This window comes from Oleiagrimonas sp. (genome assembly GCF_027858935.1).
In the GTDB taxonomy this organism is placed as follows: Bacteria; Pseudomonadota; Gammaproteobacteria; order Xanthomonadales; family Rhodanobacteraceae; genus Oleiagrimonas.
The window spans coordinates 1-14,905 of record NZ_JAQIBU010000046.1; the positions used below are offsets into that span (position 1 = coordinate 1).

General features: G+C 61.2%; 13 protein-coding genes. 8 read left to right on the forward strand and 5 right to left on the reverse strand.

Annotated elements, in window-relative coordinates; genetic code table 11:
* From PF446_RS01625 to PF446_RS01645, 5 genes are all read left to right on the forward strand, one after another.
* Positions 1-1,339: TonB-dependent receptor (locus PF446_RS01625; protein ID WP_298069040.1), on the forward strand; the 1,339-nt coding region annotated here is incomplete at its 5' end.
* Positions 1,336-2,538, forward strand: coding sequence for a substrate-binding domain-containing protein (locus PF446_RS01630; RefSeq protein ID WP_298069042.1), 1,203 nt, complete (start codon positions 1,336-1,338; stop codon positions 2,536-2,538). The genes PF446_RS01625 and PF446_RS01630, both read left to right, overlap by 4 nt.
* Positions 2,535-3,590 carry a hypothetical protein gene (locus PF446_RS01635; RefSeq protein ID WP_298069044.1) on the forward strand — a complete coding sequence of 352 codons (1,056 nt, stop codon included), beginning with the start codon at positions 2,535-2,537 and terminating at the stop codon, positions 3,588-3,590. The genes PF446_RS01630 and PF446_RS01635 overlap by 4 nt, the downstream gene beginning before the upstream one ends.
* Positions 3,587-5,104: a hypothetical protein gene (locus PF446_RS01640; protein WP_298069046.1), complete on the forward strand. Its 1,518-nt coding sequence runs from the start codon at positions 3,587-3,589 to the stop codon at positions 5,102-5,104. The genes PF446_RS01635 and PF446_RS01640 overlap by 4 nt, the downstream gene beginning before the upstream one ends.
* Before the next feature lie 16 nt (positions 5,105-5,120).
* Positions 5,121-7,127: a substrate-binding domain-containing protein gene (locus PF446_RS01645; protein ID WP_298069048.1), complete on the forward strand. Its 2,007-nt coding sequence runs from the start codon at positions 5,121-5,123 to the stop codon at positions 7,125-7,127.
* Positions 7,128-7,208: 81 nt separating this feature from the next.
* Here PF446_RS01645 and PF446_RS01650 read toward each other — a convergent pair whose 3' ends face one another.
* The 3 genes from PF446_RS01650 to PF446_RS01660 form a co-directional block, all read right to left on the reverse strand.
* Positions 7,209-7,589: an AlkA N-terminal domain-containing protein gene (locus PF446_RS01650; RefSeq protein WP_298069050.1), complete on the reverse strand. Its 381-nt coding sequence runs from the start codon at positions 7,587-7,589 to the stop codon at positions 7,209-7,211.
* Positions 7,579-7,944, reverse strand: coding sequence for a DUF488 family protein (locus tag PF446_RS01655; RefSeq protein ID WP_298069052.1), 366 nt, complete (start codon positions 7,942-7,944; stop codon positions 7,579-7,581). Before PF446_RS01655 ends, PF446_RS01650 begins: the two co-directional genes overlap by 11 nt.
* 206 nt (positions 7,945-8,150) lie before the next feature.
* Entirely contained in the window at positions 8,151-8,546 is a 396-nt protein-coding gene (locus PF446_RS01660) for a SirB2 family protein (RefSeq protein ID WP_298069054.1), read from the reverse strand.
* A gap of 47 nt (positions 8,547-8,593) precedes the next feature.
* Between PF446_RS01660 and PF446_RS01665 the strand changes: the two genes are divergently transcribed.
* Positions 8,594-9,943 carry an NnrS family protein gene (locus tag PF446_RS01665; RefSeq protein ID WP_298069056.1) on the forward strand — a complete coding sequence of 450 codons (1,350 nt, stop codon included), beginning with the start codon at positions 8,594-8,596 and terminating at the stop codon, positions 9,941-9,943.
* Between the two features lie 10 nt (positions 9,944-9,953).
* Here PF446_RS01665 and PF446_RS01670 read toward each other — a convergent pair whose 3' ends face one another.
* Together PF446_RS01670 and PF446_RS01675 are read right to left on the reverse strand one after the other, a co-directional pair.
* On the reverse strand, positions 9,954-10,730 hold the full coding sequence (locus PF446_RS01670) for a Crp/Fnr family transcriptional regulator (protein WP_298069058.1): 777 nt from the start codon (positions 10,728-10,730) through the stop codon (positions 9,954-9,956).
* Between the two features lie 192 nt (positions 10,731-10,922).
* Positions 10,923-11,204, reverse strand: a complete 282-nt coding sequence (locus PF446_RS01675; RefSeq protein ID WP_298069060.1) for a hypothetical protein — start codon at positions 11,202-11,204, stop codon at positions 10,923-10,925.
* 150 nt (positions 11,205-11,354) lie between these two features.
* Here PF446_RS01675 and PF446_RS01680 point away from each other — a divergent pair, with 150 nt between their 5' ends.
* Positions 11,355-13,691, forward strand: coding sequence for a cbb3-type cytochrome c oxidase subunit I (locus PF446_RS01680; RefSeq protein WP_298069062.1), 2,337 nt, complete (start codon positions 11,355-11,357; stop codon positions 13,689-13,691).
* A 75-nt stretch (positions 13,692-13,766) separates the two neighbouring features.
* The gene (gene nirK, locus PF446_RS01685) at positions 13,767-14,897 is read left to right on the forward strand and encodes a copper-containing nitrite reductase (protein WP_298069064.1); all 1,131 of its coding nucleotides are present in this window, start codon (positions 13,767-13,769) and stop codon (positions 14,895-14,897) included.
* Positions 14,898-14,905 lie beyond the last annotated feature (8 nt).

Below are 14,905 nucleotides of genomic sequence, written 5' to 3' on the forward strand. Positions count from 1 at the left end.
GCGCGAGCACGGCAGCGTGCTGACGCTGATGTTCAAGCACAGCTTCACCAACGGCATGACATGGAACGTGGACACGCGCGATGTCTGGCACACCGATTCGGCGCGCGGTTACGACGTCATATCGATCAGGCCTGACCTGATGCACGTCGGGCGTCGCGCCCGCGGCCAGATCAACAAGCGCCGTTACGACTATCTGGACACCAACTTGCAGATGCCGTTCAAGCTGTTCGGTTTTGGCCACAAGATGGTCGTGGGCATGACCGAAGGACGCGTCGACAACACCTTCGATCGCCTGCAGTTTTTCAATGCTCCCGCGACCGGTCCGACCTCGCTGGACATTGCCATCTACAACCCGGTCTACCACCAGGTGCCACCGCTCTGGCAGCTGCCGCTGGCCAACAGCCCGAAGTCACTGAATGACCGCAACACCCAGATCCACAGTTTCGGCGCCTATTTCGACGACATGATTACCTTCACACAGCAGTGGAAGGCGGCCGTCGGCTTGCGCTACTCGAGGCTGAGCCAGACTTACGACGAGACCTTCCCTGAAGTGCCCGGCCTGACCGCTAACAGCAGCAAGACCAACACCAAGTTCCTGCCGATGGCCGGCCTGGTCTACCAACCGGACCTGCATTGGAGCTATTACCTCAGCTACAGCACCTCGTTTGTCCCGCCACCGCCGCAGGCCATCAACGCGCAAGGCGTGAATGACTTCATCCCGACGTCGGCCAAGCAGTTTGAAATCGGCACCAAGACCAACTGGTTCGACAACCGGCTACGCACGACCTTGGCGTTCTATCAGATCAACGAAAAGGATACGCTGAGCCATTCGCATTGCGCGATCGGCACCTGCTATCAACAGGTCGGCAAGGCTCGATCGAAGGGCGCCGAACTGGAGGTCAACGCACAACCCATGCCGAACTGGCAGATCACCGCCGGCTATTCGTACACGGACGCGCGCATCACCAGTTCGACCAACCCGGCGGAGATCAACACCCGCCTTCCCGACGTGCCGGTGAACAGCGAGCATCTGTGGTCGCGTTACGATTTCGAATCCAGTGTCCTGCAGGGCGTCGGATTCGGCGTGGGCATCATCCACAACGGCCAGCGCGAGGGTGTCACTCCGAAAAAATTCAACGAGGTCATCCTCAAGCTGCCTGCCTATACTCGCGTGGATGCGGCGCTGTACTACGAAAAGGCGAGCTACAGCCTGACCTTCAAGGTGGAGAACATATTCGACACCACCTACTACCAGAGCGCGGGCTTCAACGGGGACATCAACCTGCTTCCGGGCAACCCCCGCTTGATCACGCTCTCGGCGCGGTTCTTCTTCGAATGATGACGTACCTCGCATCCAGGCGACCTGCCCGCGCGCGGGCAGGTCGGTCCCTCGCGCTTCTCGCCGCGCTTTTGGTCTCGGCAGGAGGGTTTATTCCATGGGCCTGGTCGGCTCCGCCGCCCACCGTCCTGTGGCAGTTGCCCGTCGCACACCGTCATCCAGCGCAAACGCCGGCGCAGAAACTCAGCGGTAAGCAGGAGGGGCGGGACCTGCCCACGCCGGACATCCTGCAACCGACGCTGGATCCGAGGTTGACGGTCTACCAGCCCCGCTACAGCGAGGCGCTGTCGGGCACGATCCGCATCGAGTCCTCTGACATCCTGCCCCGGTTGGTGCACTCGTGGATTCGAGCGTTCGCGCGTTTTTACCCGCACGTGCGGATCCAGTTCGGTCCACCGTACGAAGGTAGCCACGCCGCCCAGGACCTGATCGCGGGGAAGATCACCATCGCCATGGTTTCGCGCGAGCTCAAGCCCACCGATGTCAGCCAGTTCACCGCGCGCTATGGCTATGCGCCGACCAGCGTCCCGGTTTCGGGTGGCTCCTACCGTCAGTTCGGTTTTCTCGACGCGGTGACGGTGATCGTGAACCAGGCCAATCCCGTCAAGCAGTTGAGCAAACGCCAGCTTGACGCGATTTTTTCCTCGTCTCACCTGCGCGGCGATGTTCCGGTACGGCGATGGGGCCAACTCGGCGCCACCGGGGCCTGGAAGGACCGGCCCGTGCATGTCTATGCGATCAAGCCCTGGAATGGTTTCGAGGAGTTCTTTCGCCAGCGGGTGCTGGACGCCAGGGGCAAGCGTGGCCACTGGCGCCATGATATTCATCTAGCGCCGACGGTATTCCCGATCGCCGGCCAGGTCGCCGCCGATCCGGACGCCATCGCCTACACTGGGCTGGCTTTCGTCGATGCCCCGGTCAAGGTGATCGCCGTCGGCAACGGCGATACGGCCGTGTCCCCGACCTACGCTAACGTGGCGTCGGCGCGCTATCCGTTGAGCCGCCTGATCTACGCCAACGTCAACCGCAAGCCGGGCAGGCCGCTGCCGACTGACGTGGCCGAATTCCTGCGTTTCATCCTCAGCCGCCAGGGCCAGGCCGCGGTGCGCCATGAAGGCATCTTCCTGCCGCTGCGCGCCGGACAGGTGCAGGCAGCGAGACAGGTCGAGGGTCCGCCGGACAGGAGTAAGTCCTCATGATGCTCGCGAAGCTTGCACCGGGCTGCTGGCGGCGGATGTCGCGCGTGCTCGTGGTCCTCGCCGGACTCATGCTGGTGGCGCCGGTCATGGCCGACCCGTCGTTCCCATTCCACATGCTGCGCACGCTGACTGTTCCGGGCAACGGTCCCGCGCAGGCGGTGGCCTTTCTGCCCGGCGGGAACGTCGCATTCGTGGCCGCTGGCCATGAGGTATCGGCGTATGCCTCGGACAATCCAAGCCCTGAGGCATCCCAGGTCGTCGCGGGTACCGTCACCGGTTTAGCGGTTGCGCCGGGCGGCAGGTTCCTCTACGCCGTGACCCGGGCCCCCGCGAAAGTCCTGGTCATGGACCCGAGCACGCTCAAAGTCATCCATCGCCGTGCCCTGCATGGTGGTTCGCCCGATGCCGTCTTTGAGGATGCGGCCACGCATGCCCTGTATGTCGTCGACGGCGCCGCGCGCGAGATCATGCGCATATCGCCGAGCACGCTCGAGATCGAATCCAGGGTCCGTTTGCCGCGCACACTCGGGCAGGTCGTGCCCAACGCGCGCGGGCGCCTGTATGCAGTAGCGCCCGGACATGGCGGCGTCTATGCCATCGATGCACGCACCATGCGGCGACTCCCCAGCTACGCCACGCCGCACTGCACGCCCAGCGGCGCGCTGGCACTGGACACAGTGGGTCGCCGGTTGTTCGTCGGCTGCCGCTCCGGCACGGTGGCGATCCTGGACACCGACATGGGCTTCGTGTTCCGGCGCATCCAGGCGGGTTCCGCGCCAGGCACGCGCGCGGTGTTCGCCTTCCACCCCGCGTCCGGTTCGGGCTGGAAGGGCGGAATGTTCATGGTCGCGGCACGCCATCTCCAGGCGGTGAGAATGAACGCATTCGTGCGCTATGCCTACGGCGGGATGATGGCTCTGCCGGGCGTTGCGCGCTCCATCGCACTGTCGCCCGCCGACGGGCAGATATGGGTCGGCGTCGCCGCATCTGCCGCGCCGGATGCCGGTCCGGCACGCGTAGTGGTGTTTGGCAGCAACGGAGGTCGTCCATGAAGCGCAGTGGATTGTGGGTCCTCATCCTTGGGCTTGCGGGCGTGTGGACTTGCGCCGCCGCGCATGCCCCGGCTCGCATGTTGCCGCGCTCGGCCCTACACGGCATGAAGGTGACCCTGGTCGAGGGAAGCGCTGCGCGTGAAAAGGGCAGCGACGATGCTCTGGTCGCGCGGCACCTCGAGTCGATGGGATTTCGCGTCAAGCAGGTGCCGGATACCGCGCCGGTATCCGTGGCGGCGGGCAGCAACCTGGTGGTGATTTCGTCCACCGCGGATGTGTCCGTGCTGGGCGACAAGTACAGCCACCTTGGGGTCCCCGTGTTCACCTGGAATACCTGGGACTATCCGCACCTGGGACTGACCGGACCGGTCCTGCACAACGACTTCGAGATCATCGATCCGGTGCAGCATTATGCGCAGAGTTTCGCCATCCTGTATGCCTATGGCGCCAACCTGACGTCGTCGATCAGCCGGGCGGTAGGACTAAAGCCTCAGCTGTTCGGTACCCTTTACCTGGAGCCCGGCAGCGCAGGGTGGGGGCGGCCCGGGCCCGGCGGGACGGTGATCGCCGATTACGACGGCACGCCGCACAAGGCCGCGATCTTTACTTATGAACGCGACTCCACCTTGGCCAACGGCAAGCCGGCGCCCGCGCGGCGCGTGGCCTTCTACCTGCGCAGCGACAATTTCCATTTGCTGACCTCGACCTCCGGTCCGCCCAGCCACGATACGCACATGCGCCAGTGGGCGATCGGGCTGAAGCTATTCGACGCCTCGATTCGCTGGGCAGTTTCGCCACCGGCCCGGCCGACGGGCGTGACCCCGGGCTCGATCGAGGCCGCGCTTCGCCGTCAGGCAGCCGCACACAAGACGATCGTGTTCGTCGAGCGCGTACACGGCGGCGAGGGCCGGCCTTCGGATGAACACATGGTCGCGCACCTGCGCAGCCTTGGCTTCAACGTGCGCGTCACCGACCAGACCGAGCCGCAATCGGTTGCGCATGGCGCCGGACTGGTGATGATTTCGTCCACCTGCTCGAAGTACAAACTGGCCAACAAGTACGCCAATATCGACGTGCCGGTGCTCTCGTTGGAGGGCCTGCTTTCCGACGCGCTGCACTTCAGCGGGCGCAACCGCTACATCGACTACGGTGAACACGGCGAGGAGAAGGAAAGCGACGATCCCCCCGAAAGCTGGCTGAACATTGTCGGCGCCTGGAGCCCAATGGCCGCCGGCCTGGCAGACGGTCCGGTTCGCTTCACCCGCCATTCGGGCGTGCTGAAATGGGCCACGCCGTTCCCGGATGCGCAGGTCATCGCGACCATGACCGGCGAGCCCTGGGAGGCGGCGATCTTCGGTTATCCCAAGGGGTCGCTGATGGCCGACGGTTTCATTGCCCCGGCACGACGCGCGTTGCTGCCCATGGACAATCCAACCTATAACGACCTCACGCCGCAGGGCAAGGCGCTTTTCGATGCAGTGGTGTTATGGACGCTGGGCGGCTCGGCCAGGTAGCCGGGTCGCTCCTCCCGTGAAGCGCGCAGCGTTGAGCCATCGGCTGGCCCTACTTGCCATGTTCGGCTGCGGCCTGGCGACGCCTGTCGCGGCACGACCACATCCGTCGGCGTTGCGCTGCATGGGTGCCTCGACCATGCAGCATCTGGTCGCGGCATGGATGCAGGCTGCCCAGGCAGGATGGCCAGCCAACCACAGCAAGGTTCTGGGTGGATCGCGCTTTTCCGCCACGGGCGTACAAGCGGCGCTGCGCGGAAAGGTCAATTGCGTGACCTTCGCGCGCGAGCCGTTCCCAGCCGAGGTGCGCGGATATCAGCATCGCTTCGGCGCCGCACCGATCCTCATCCCGGTGGCTCAGGGCAGCGAAAGGACCCCGCACGGCACGTTCGCCCTGGCGGTGTTTGTGAACCGGTCCAACCCCCTGCGGCGTCTCACGATGCGGCAGTTGCGCCGGGTACTCGGTGCCGATCCCGTCTCTGGGTCGGCAGTGCGCACCTGGGGCGAGCTGGGTGGCAGTGGTGCGTGGCGTCAACGTCCTGTGCACGTCTATGGCATGCAGCCGATGCGCGCCACGGGCAACCCGCCGGGAATTGTGAATTTCCTGCAGATCAGGGTTTTACGCGGATGGCCTTGGCGCAAGGACCTGCGGGTGCGCACCGATACCCCCCGTGCAAGCGCGCTGACCCGGATCGTACGCGCGGTGGGGTCTGACCCGGATGGCATCGGCTACAGCGGCATCGGTTATGCCGATCCGAGCGTGGCAAAGCTGGCGATCGCCAAGCACGCGGACGGGCCATATTTTCTGCCCGCCCCAGGCAACGTGAAAACCGCGCGTTATCCGCTGGCGCGTCTCATCTACCTCGGTTTCACGCCAGACATCGATGGCCAAGCCAAGCGAGCCGCCTGTCGCTTGGTGTCGTTGGCCCTGGGTCCCACCGGCCGCAGGCTGGATGCGAGCGATGCCATGCGCTTTCTGCCGCTCACTGCCACCCAGACCCGGGTATCCAGGGGGCTGGCGCACCGCACCCTGGGTTGTGCACTGCATGTGCCGCCCGCCGGTCCCGCAGTCCGGCGGCCGCCGGGTACGACGAACTTGGACGCGTCCACCCTGACGATCATCGGCTACAACGACATGGCCGGCATGGTCCGGCTCTGGAATCGCGCCTTCGCGCGGCATCATGCTGGCGTGCGCTTCATCGTCCGGCTGCAAGGCACGCGGACTGCGCCCGGGGCACTGGCCGACGGGACCAGCCAGCTGGCGCCGATGGGCGCGCCGTTCTCCGCGCGCGAGCGGCGCGCATACCTTGCTCAGCAGCCGTCCGGACCGGTGGGCTTGCGAGTTGCACATGCCAGCAACGACCCGCGTGCGCGATCCTCCCCGATCGCCCTGTACGTGCATCCCGGCAATCCACTGCGACAGGTGACCCTGGACCAGCTCAGGCGGGTGTTCACCCGCGCCTCGGCGTCGAAAGGCCGCACCTGGTCCATGCTGGGCCTGGATGGACACTGGGCCACGCGCACGATCGACGTGTGCGGGCTGGCGCCGAACACCGCGCTGGGCCGCTACATGATCCGCCGTCTGCTGCATGGCGGCCGCTTCGCGCATGGCTACCTGGCGTTTTCCGAATCCGCCGGAGCCGTGCGCCAGGCGGCCACGGATCGCGACGCGCTGTGTTTCGGCGACCTCAACGACACGCGGACCACGGCAAGACGCCTTGCCATCGTCGCGGGGCCGGGCCGCACGGTCTACACCGGGACCCGCGCGCAGATTCGCTCTGGGGACTATCCGCTGGATCGCTTCCTGTATCTCTATGTTCGCAATGACGTGGCGGCCAGTCCCCGGGGCGGCCTGGTCTGCGCCTACCTGGATATGGTGCTCTCGGCCCGTGGGCAAGCGCTGCTGGCGACCGCTCCGCCCGGTTACATCCCCCTGGATCGACGCGAGTTGCGCCATCAGCGCACCCGGCTGCGTGGCCTCGGTTGCACCCGGATTCACGGAATGGTGTCCCCAACGGGTCGTTGACACACGGCGTGGAAGCATGACGGCGGCTTATGCCCGGCAGCGGCAATACCTAAGGAATGTCTGATCAAACGGCCGAAGTGTCTACGGTACCGAGGCAAGTCCAAAGCGTGGTGGTTTAAGTCCGCGATAGCGCTGCGCCAGAGGTGCCAACTGCGGATCCAAGGACGCGAAGGCATAAAATGCGTCGAGATCCACATCCAGACCCAGAATGTGTCGCAGTACGGTGGTTGCGTAGGCACGTGCGCGGGGTTGTTCACTGGCTGCACCTTGCAGGCTCACAATCAAGTGGGGTTTGGCGGGACTGCCGCGCTGAGAAACTTCGGCCAGCAACGCCGTCTTGCCCATGGCGAAGCAGCGGCGATAGGTCACGCCGTCCCAGGTGTCGATCCGATTGCCTGCTTGACGGGGTAGCGCCCAGACAGTCAGATCCAGGCGGAAAGGCGCACGCGTCTCAAGCTTCATGTTGATGTCGGTGCAGGAAGGACCGCAACGCCACGGCGTTGTTGTGTACCTCGTCCCTGGCGGCATACAACAAGGTGATGTGCTGGTGAAGGACGAGTTGCGCGCGCAACTCGCCGACCGCTTCAGGCGCTGCATCGAGCTCAGCAAAATAGCGTTTTTGAAACGCCTCCCATTGGGCTGGATCGTGATCGAACCAGTGACGCAGGGCATCGCTCGGCGCCACGTTTTTCAACCACAGATGGACTGCAGCTTCATCTTTGCTCAGACCACGCGGCCACAATCGATCCACCAGGATGCGCATGCCGTCTGCCTGAGCCGCCTTTGTGTAAATCCGCTTGAGCGTGATGTTGGACACGACTGCTTTACCCTTCCCGTTGCTCTGACGGGCTGCTGTAAGGTCACGCTTCGCAGACTCCGCCTCGGATCCTATGTACCGCATCGGGGGGTCTACCTCGTTCACTCGAGTTTTTCCAGGAAGCCCCACCTGGGGGAAGAAAAATGTCATGAAACAACGACGTCACGTGTTTTGATGACGTCCACAAGCGGTTTCGAGCATCAATGTCAGAACACGTGCGGCGCAAGAAAACCCATAGGCTGCTTGGTAATGGCGACACTGACAATGTAGGCGAATACCAGCATGGCGACGACCCAGGCGGCGCGCGCGACAAGACGCGAGCGCCGGTAGTGCAGCGCCACCATGCCGAACGCGACATAGGCCACCAGGCCAAGTACTTTGGCGGTCAACCAGCCGCTGTTGACGAACGGGTATTGGTGAATAAAGACGGCCAGGGTCAATCCACTTGCCAGCAGCAGCGTGTCCACGATATGCGGCATGATGCGCAGCCAACCCCACAGCGCTCGGCGCGTTCCGGTGAACAACCACAGTCCGCGACCGAAGAACAGGCTGAAACTCAGCGCGACGCAGGTGACGTGCAGCAGTTTGATCCAGCTATACACAGCATCTCCCGGTTTGTTCAGGCTCTTTCCGCGCGACAAATGTCGGTGTGCGGGGCGTCGCATGCCTTGATATGAGTCAAGGATACAAGCCGGTGTACTGCATAATCTGGAGTTCCGTTCATCCGAACCTATTTGGTTCTGCGATCATGCCTGTCGAACCCACCTCCCATCGGCAACGTCAACGTTGGATCATAACGGTTGCGCCGCACCGGCTGTTTTTCCTGGGGGGTGCGCTGCAGTTGGTCTGTGTGCTCGTATTCTGGCTGGATGTGTTGATCGGCTGGTATCTGCCTGTATGGGCGCCTCCGTCGCTCACGGTCGCGGCGCCGTTGGCTCACGTGTTCCTGATGTTGTACGGGCTATTCACGTTTTTCGTGTTCGGTTTTCTGTTCACGGTGTACCCGCGCTGGCTGCAGACTGCCATCGTGCCGAGATGGCGATACACGACCATAGCCATCATGCTGAGCAGTGCCATGGCTTGCTTCTACGTTGGTGTGTTCACCTCACGGCTGTTGGCGACCCTTGGTGTGGTGTTGTACGCGCTAGGCTGGGCCGGCGCCGTGCTGACGTTGCTGCAGGTGTGGCTCAGTTCGAGCAAGACCGACAAGCGGTTCGCGTTGTTCCCATTGACCTTTGTCATGTTCGGTCTGGTGGGTAACTGCGTCTATGCGGGCTGGTTGATCAGACCCGCGTCGACCCTGTTTGACCTCACCCTTGCAGTCGGACTGTGGCTGTATCTGGTGCCGCTGATTGTCGCGGTAAGTCATCGCATGATTCCATTTTTCAGCAGTTCTGTATTGAAGCCATACACCATCGTCAAACCGAGCTGGACGGTTCCCGCGATGCTGGTTTGTGTGCTTCTGCACGGGGCACTGGATGTGACCGGAAATGCACAATGGACCGTACTCGCAGATTCTCCGCTGGCCGGAATGGCCATATGGCACAGCTGGCGCTGGGGCCTGATGCGCAGCTTGCGGATCCCATTGCTGGGAATGCTTCACGTAAGTTTCTTCTGGCTGGGAATTTCCATGCTGCTGTATGCAGCGCAGAGCCTGCTCCGGCTGTCTGGAGCAGGCTTCGACCTTGGGCTGGCTCCGCTGCACGCCCTGGGTATCGGGTTTATTTCCGGCATGGTGATCGCGATGGCGTCGCGGGTAAGCCTTGGGCACTCCGGGCGTGCCCTGGTGGCTGATCGCGTGACGCTGTGGGCCTTTGCCATCCTGCAATTCGTTGCGGTTCTTCGGATATTGGCCGAAGTGCCGCCATTTGTGCACCATCGGGCGAGCATGTGGCTGATCTTGACGGCAGGCGCGGTGTGGCTGATCGCACTGGTGCCGTGGAGCATGCGGTTTGCTGGCGTCTATTTCGCGCCACGCGTGGATGGTGTCCCGGGCTGAACAAAAATTCTCAAGTCAGCTGCTGCTGCAGCTTTGCGCTGTCCAGCACATGGATGACGTCGCCACGCACGCGTATGAGGCCGCTGTTTTCCAGCTCTCGGAACAGTCGTGACAATGTTTCCGGCTGCATGGCCAGTTGCGAGGCGATCACCGCTTTCCGCGCCGGCAACTTGATGACGTGTACGTTGGCACCGGGCGTGATCTGGTGCAGAAGATAATGCACGAGGCGATAACGGGTGTTCTGGATGGTCAGCGACTCAATCTCGTCCAGATGGCGCTGGGTCCGCAGCACCATCTGCTGAAACAGCTTGCGGCAGGTGACGAACGATGTTTTCAGAATATCGAGATAAACCCTGCGATCCACACCCAAGATCGTACTTTCGACTACCGCCTCGGCGTTGACCGGGTAACGCGGTGGCTCCATGAACAGGATGCCCTCGGCAAAGCTTTGCTTCGGCATCACCAGCCCCATCACTTTCTGGTGTCCGTCACGGGACAGTCGATACAGTTTGATCTGGCCGCTCTCGAGCCACCAGAACTGATCCGCGCGATCCCCCTGCATGAAGAACGCTTCACCGGCAGCCAGCTTGCGTGTACGGCTGTGTTCTAGCAGCCGTCGACGTTGCTCGTCATCCAGCCCGTCAAACAGGTAATGGCCTTGCAGGTCGTGAGGACTTGTGTTCATTGATACATCCGCAATCGTACGGTCGTGAAGCGGCTGTCTGTCTAGTTCGCAAGTTGGAAGAACTGGTTTTTTCTTCATTGCGGCATGCTCCAGCAGACGCATGCCGCAAATACGCAAGGCGCCATGTCGCCGTTTCGGACCACGGTTGAGCAACAACTTAGCACGCCAACTGCTACGCACCGATTTACCGTCCAAAGTCTCCGCGCTGCTTGTACTTGCATCCATAAAAACCGAAAGCTACAGCTACGGTTGCGGTGTATTGATGTGTGTCCAGGGCCCGTGTCTCATGCGTAATCAGCAAGCAAACCAGCGATGAAAAATCGTTTCGCCGTGCCCCAAGTCCATTTCGAGGTCATCAGTTGGCAAGGGCGCCGCATTGTCTGTTGCCATGCGATGGACTGGATGCCGATATTCGCGCATGAAAATCACGATCCTCGCGTCCGCAGTGGCACACATCGGCCACATGGTCAGCGCGAGCTGTAAATTTCCGCCCGAGGTTTCAGCGGGGTCGCCGTCCAGGAGACCTCTCGATTTGCGATGAAAGACGAGCAACACCACCGCCTTGCAGACCCACATGGTCCGATGGGAAATGCGTATGCGTGAAGGCGTGCAATACCCTGCGACAACTTGTCAATGCCTGTTTCAACTATCCCTGATCCAGATCAGCCGGATTGCGCGGGTAGCACCTAGGATTTGCCGAGTTCCACTTTGGCAAACAGGAATGTCATGAGCCCAACTATCCTCACCTCAGGCCGTGCCGGCCCCCAGGATCGCATCAGCAAAGTTCTGATCTGGATTTTGCTGTTCGTCGTCGTAGCTTGCTGGCTCGGCATGGCAGCAGCCACCCGCAGCACGTACCAGCAGGCTGCTCCGCTACCTCAACAGATGGTCACCAACAGTGGCACCTCAGTGATGAGCTATGCCGATATTGTGGCTGGCAAGTCGGGCTTCCAGAAAGCAGATCTGATGGACTATGGAAGTCTTTACGGCATGGGATCCGCCTTTGGCGAGGACTACACAGCCGAGTACCTCGTGCAGCTGGCCAAGGAAGTCCGAAACAACCTGGCGCTTGCACGATACGGCAAGTCTTTCGATGCACTTAATGCTGATCAGCAGCCAAGTGTCACGAACGGTATGCGCGATGAGCTGCATGGTATCGACCTGAGCAAGGCGCAGGTGGTACTGCCCGACGCAGTGGCCAAGGCCATCGAATCGCTGCGCCCGCGCATAGCAACTTCGCTGCTCACCAATGACTTCAGCAAAGGCTATACGGGTGCGCGTGCACTGGACCCGACCAGCGCCGGTCAAACGGCAAACTTCCTGCTCTATTCGTCGTTGACAACGGTGGCGCGTCGTCCCGGAAAGGACTACTCGTGGACCAGCAATTGGCCGTCCGAACCGCTTGTCGGAAATGCCCCCACCAAGGCAACTTTCGTATGGACATGGGCTTCGTTCACCATGGTGTTTTTTGCCATCGGCGCGGTGCTGGTAATTTTCAGACTGTGGATCGAGCCGAAGGCGGACAACGAAACCTTCGAGCCAGTGCTGAACAAGTTCATGACGCCTACACCCAGCCAGAAGGCGCTATGGAAATACTTCCTGGTGGTCGCTGGTGTGCTGCTGGTGCAAATTCTTGCCGGCTCGATCATGGCGCACTACTACACTGATCGGGTCAGCTTTTACGGCATCGATGTGGGCAAGTGGCTACCGTTCGCGTTCCTGCGCAGTGTGCATTTGCAGGCACCGATCGTATGGATTGGCGTGAGTTGGATCGGTGCGGGCCTGTTCCTGGCGCCGATGATCGGTAAACGCGAGCCCAGCGGGCAGAAGCTGCTGGTCAACCTGATCTTCTGGGTTCTGGTGACAATCGTGGCCGGTGCGCTGATCGGCGATTACTTGGGCATCATGGGACTGGTCCACACAAACTGGTTCTGGTTTGGCAACCAGGGACTTTCGTACCTGGAGCTGGGGCGCTTCTGGCAGATCCTGTTCTTTGTGGGTCTGGCCGTGTGGTGCCTGGTGCTGCTGCGTGCGTTCCTGCCTACCCTCAAGACGCTGTTCAGGCAGAACGGCGGCTCGCTTTACGGGTTGTTCCGGATTGAGCACCTGTTGTGGATAAGCACGTTGACGGTCGCCTTGTTCTACGTGTTCGGCATGATCCCGCTGACCTCGCCCAACCCTTCGTTTTCTATCACCGACTTCTGGCGTTGGTGGGTGGTACACCTGTGGGTAGAGCTGGCGTTCGAGCTGTTCACCGCGGCTGTTACCGGCTACTTCCTGATGGCGCTTGGACTGGTGTCGCGGCAGATGGTCGAGCGTGCGGTACTGTTTGAATGGGTGCTGATTTTCATCGGCGGCGTGCTCGGCACAGGTCATCACCTGTATTGGGCCGGCGAGCCAGGGCTGTGGGTCGGCGTGGGCAGCATGTTCTCCTTCGTCGAGGTGCTGCCGCTGGTGCTACTGGTGCTCGAAGCGATCGACCAGCATCGTCATATCCGGCAGAAAAGGGACTTCCCGTACAAGCTCGCCTATCTGTACATCCTCGGTGCGGCGTTCTGGAACTTTGTCGGTGCCGGCGTGTTTGGCGGCGGCACGCTGAATGCACCGCTGGTCAATTATTACGAGCACGGTACCTTCCTTACCCTCAACCATGCGCACACTTCGATGTTTGGTGCCTTCGGTCTGCTGGCCATCGGTTTGCTCTACATGGTTTTACGCTATCTCAACGGCGATCGTCCGTGGAATGATCGAGCGGGTGTTTGGGCGTTTTGGCTGTACAACAGCGGTGTGGTGATGTGGATCGTGCTGAACTTCTATCCGATCGGCTGGCCTCAGCTCGAGGCGGTCTACACGCATGGCTACGCCTACGCGCGCAGCATGCAGTTCTACAACACCACCACGTTCTGGCAATGGATGCGCATGCCCGGCGATATCGTGTTCGCAGCAGGTGCCTTGTTGATGACCTGGGATTTCATCGTCAAATTGATTGCCCAACGTAAGTCGCCTGCGGTTGGAGTAACTGCGCTCGACGGAACTCCGACCCAAGCCGGTTCGAGTTCATGATTTCAGATCTATGATGAATCCACGAAACGCTTGTTCTTAACCTTCACGTACCTTTCAAGGAAGGAAACCCATGCCATGAGAAACCATCAAGATGGCAATCAACATTCGCTGAGCCCCCAGGATCCATCCAGACGGCATTTTGTCAGCGCTGCAGGAGCGGGCGTGGCGATGCTTGGCCTGGGCGGGCTGGCCGTACAAAATCGCGCCATGGCCGCAGGTCATGCCGGGGCCTTGCCACATGCCGGGAAGTCCGACATCAGCGGCGGACTGTTACGCGCTGACACCGTGATTGCGGATCCAACGCGGTTACCTCCACCCATTCATCGCCAGCATGCGATTCATCACACGATCGAGCTTGAGGCACGGGAAGTACATGCCAAGCTGGATGACGGCACTGAATTCGATTTCATGACCTGGGATGGTCAAGTGCCCGGCCCCATGATCAGGGTGCGGCAAGGCGATACCGTGACTCTCACCGTGAAAAGTGCCAACGGTAACGTTCGTCCCCACAGCCTGGATATACACGCCGTTATGGGTACTGGCGGTGGGTCAAATGCAACCATGGTCGGTCCGGGTCAAAGTCGCAGTGAGTTCTTCAAGTGCACGTATCCGGGTGCATTCATCTACCACTGTGCAGTACCCAATCTGGACGAACATATCAGTCGCGGGATGTTCGGCATGATTGTGGTCGAACCGTATGACGGCCTGCCCATCGTGAATAGTGAAATCTACATTGGGCAGCATGAGATCTACACCCGTGAACCATTCGCCACCAAGGGAACGGCTCACTTCGACTACTCCAGGATGGCGGCCGAAGATCCGACTTATGTGCTGTTCAATGGTGCGGTCAACGCACTTACCGCAGATCGATTCGGTCCTGTGAAAGGGAAGGTGGGCGAGACCATGCGTGTATTCATGGTCTGCGGCGGTCCCAACCTGGGCTCGAGCCTGCATCCAATTGGTAATGTCTGGAAAGAATGTTGGCCACAAGGAGCGCTTGCCAATCCTCCGTTGCACTATATCCAGACGCAACCGGTTGCTCCTGGCAGTTGCTTTGTCGGACATCTGGATTTGTTGGTACCGGAAACCATCAAGTTGGTCGATCACGCCCTCAGTCGCGTTGCGCGTAAAGGCTTGCTTGCTGAAATTGCTGTTACTGGAACAGACAGACCGGATATCTTTAAGGAGGTATCGCCCCCAGTCTGAAGCTGCCG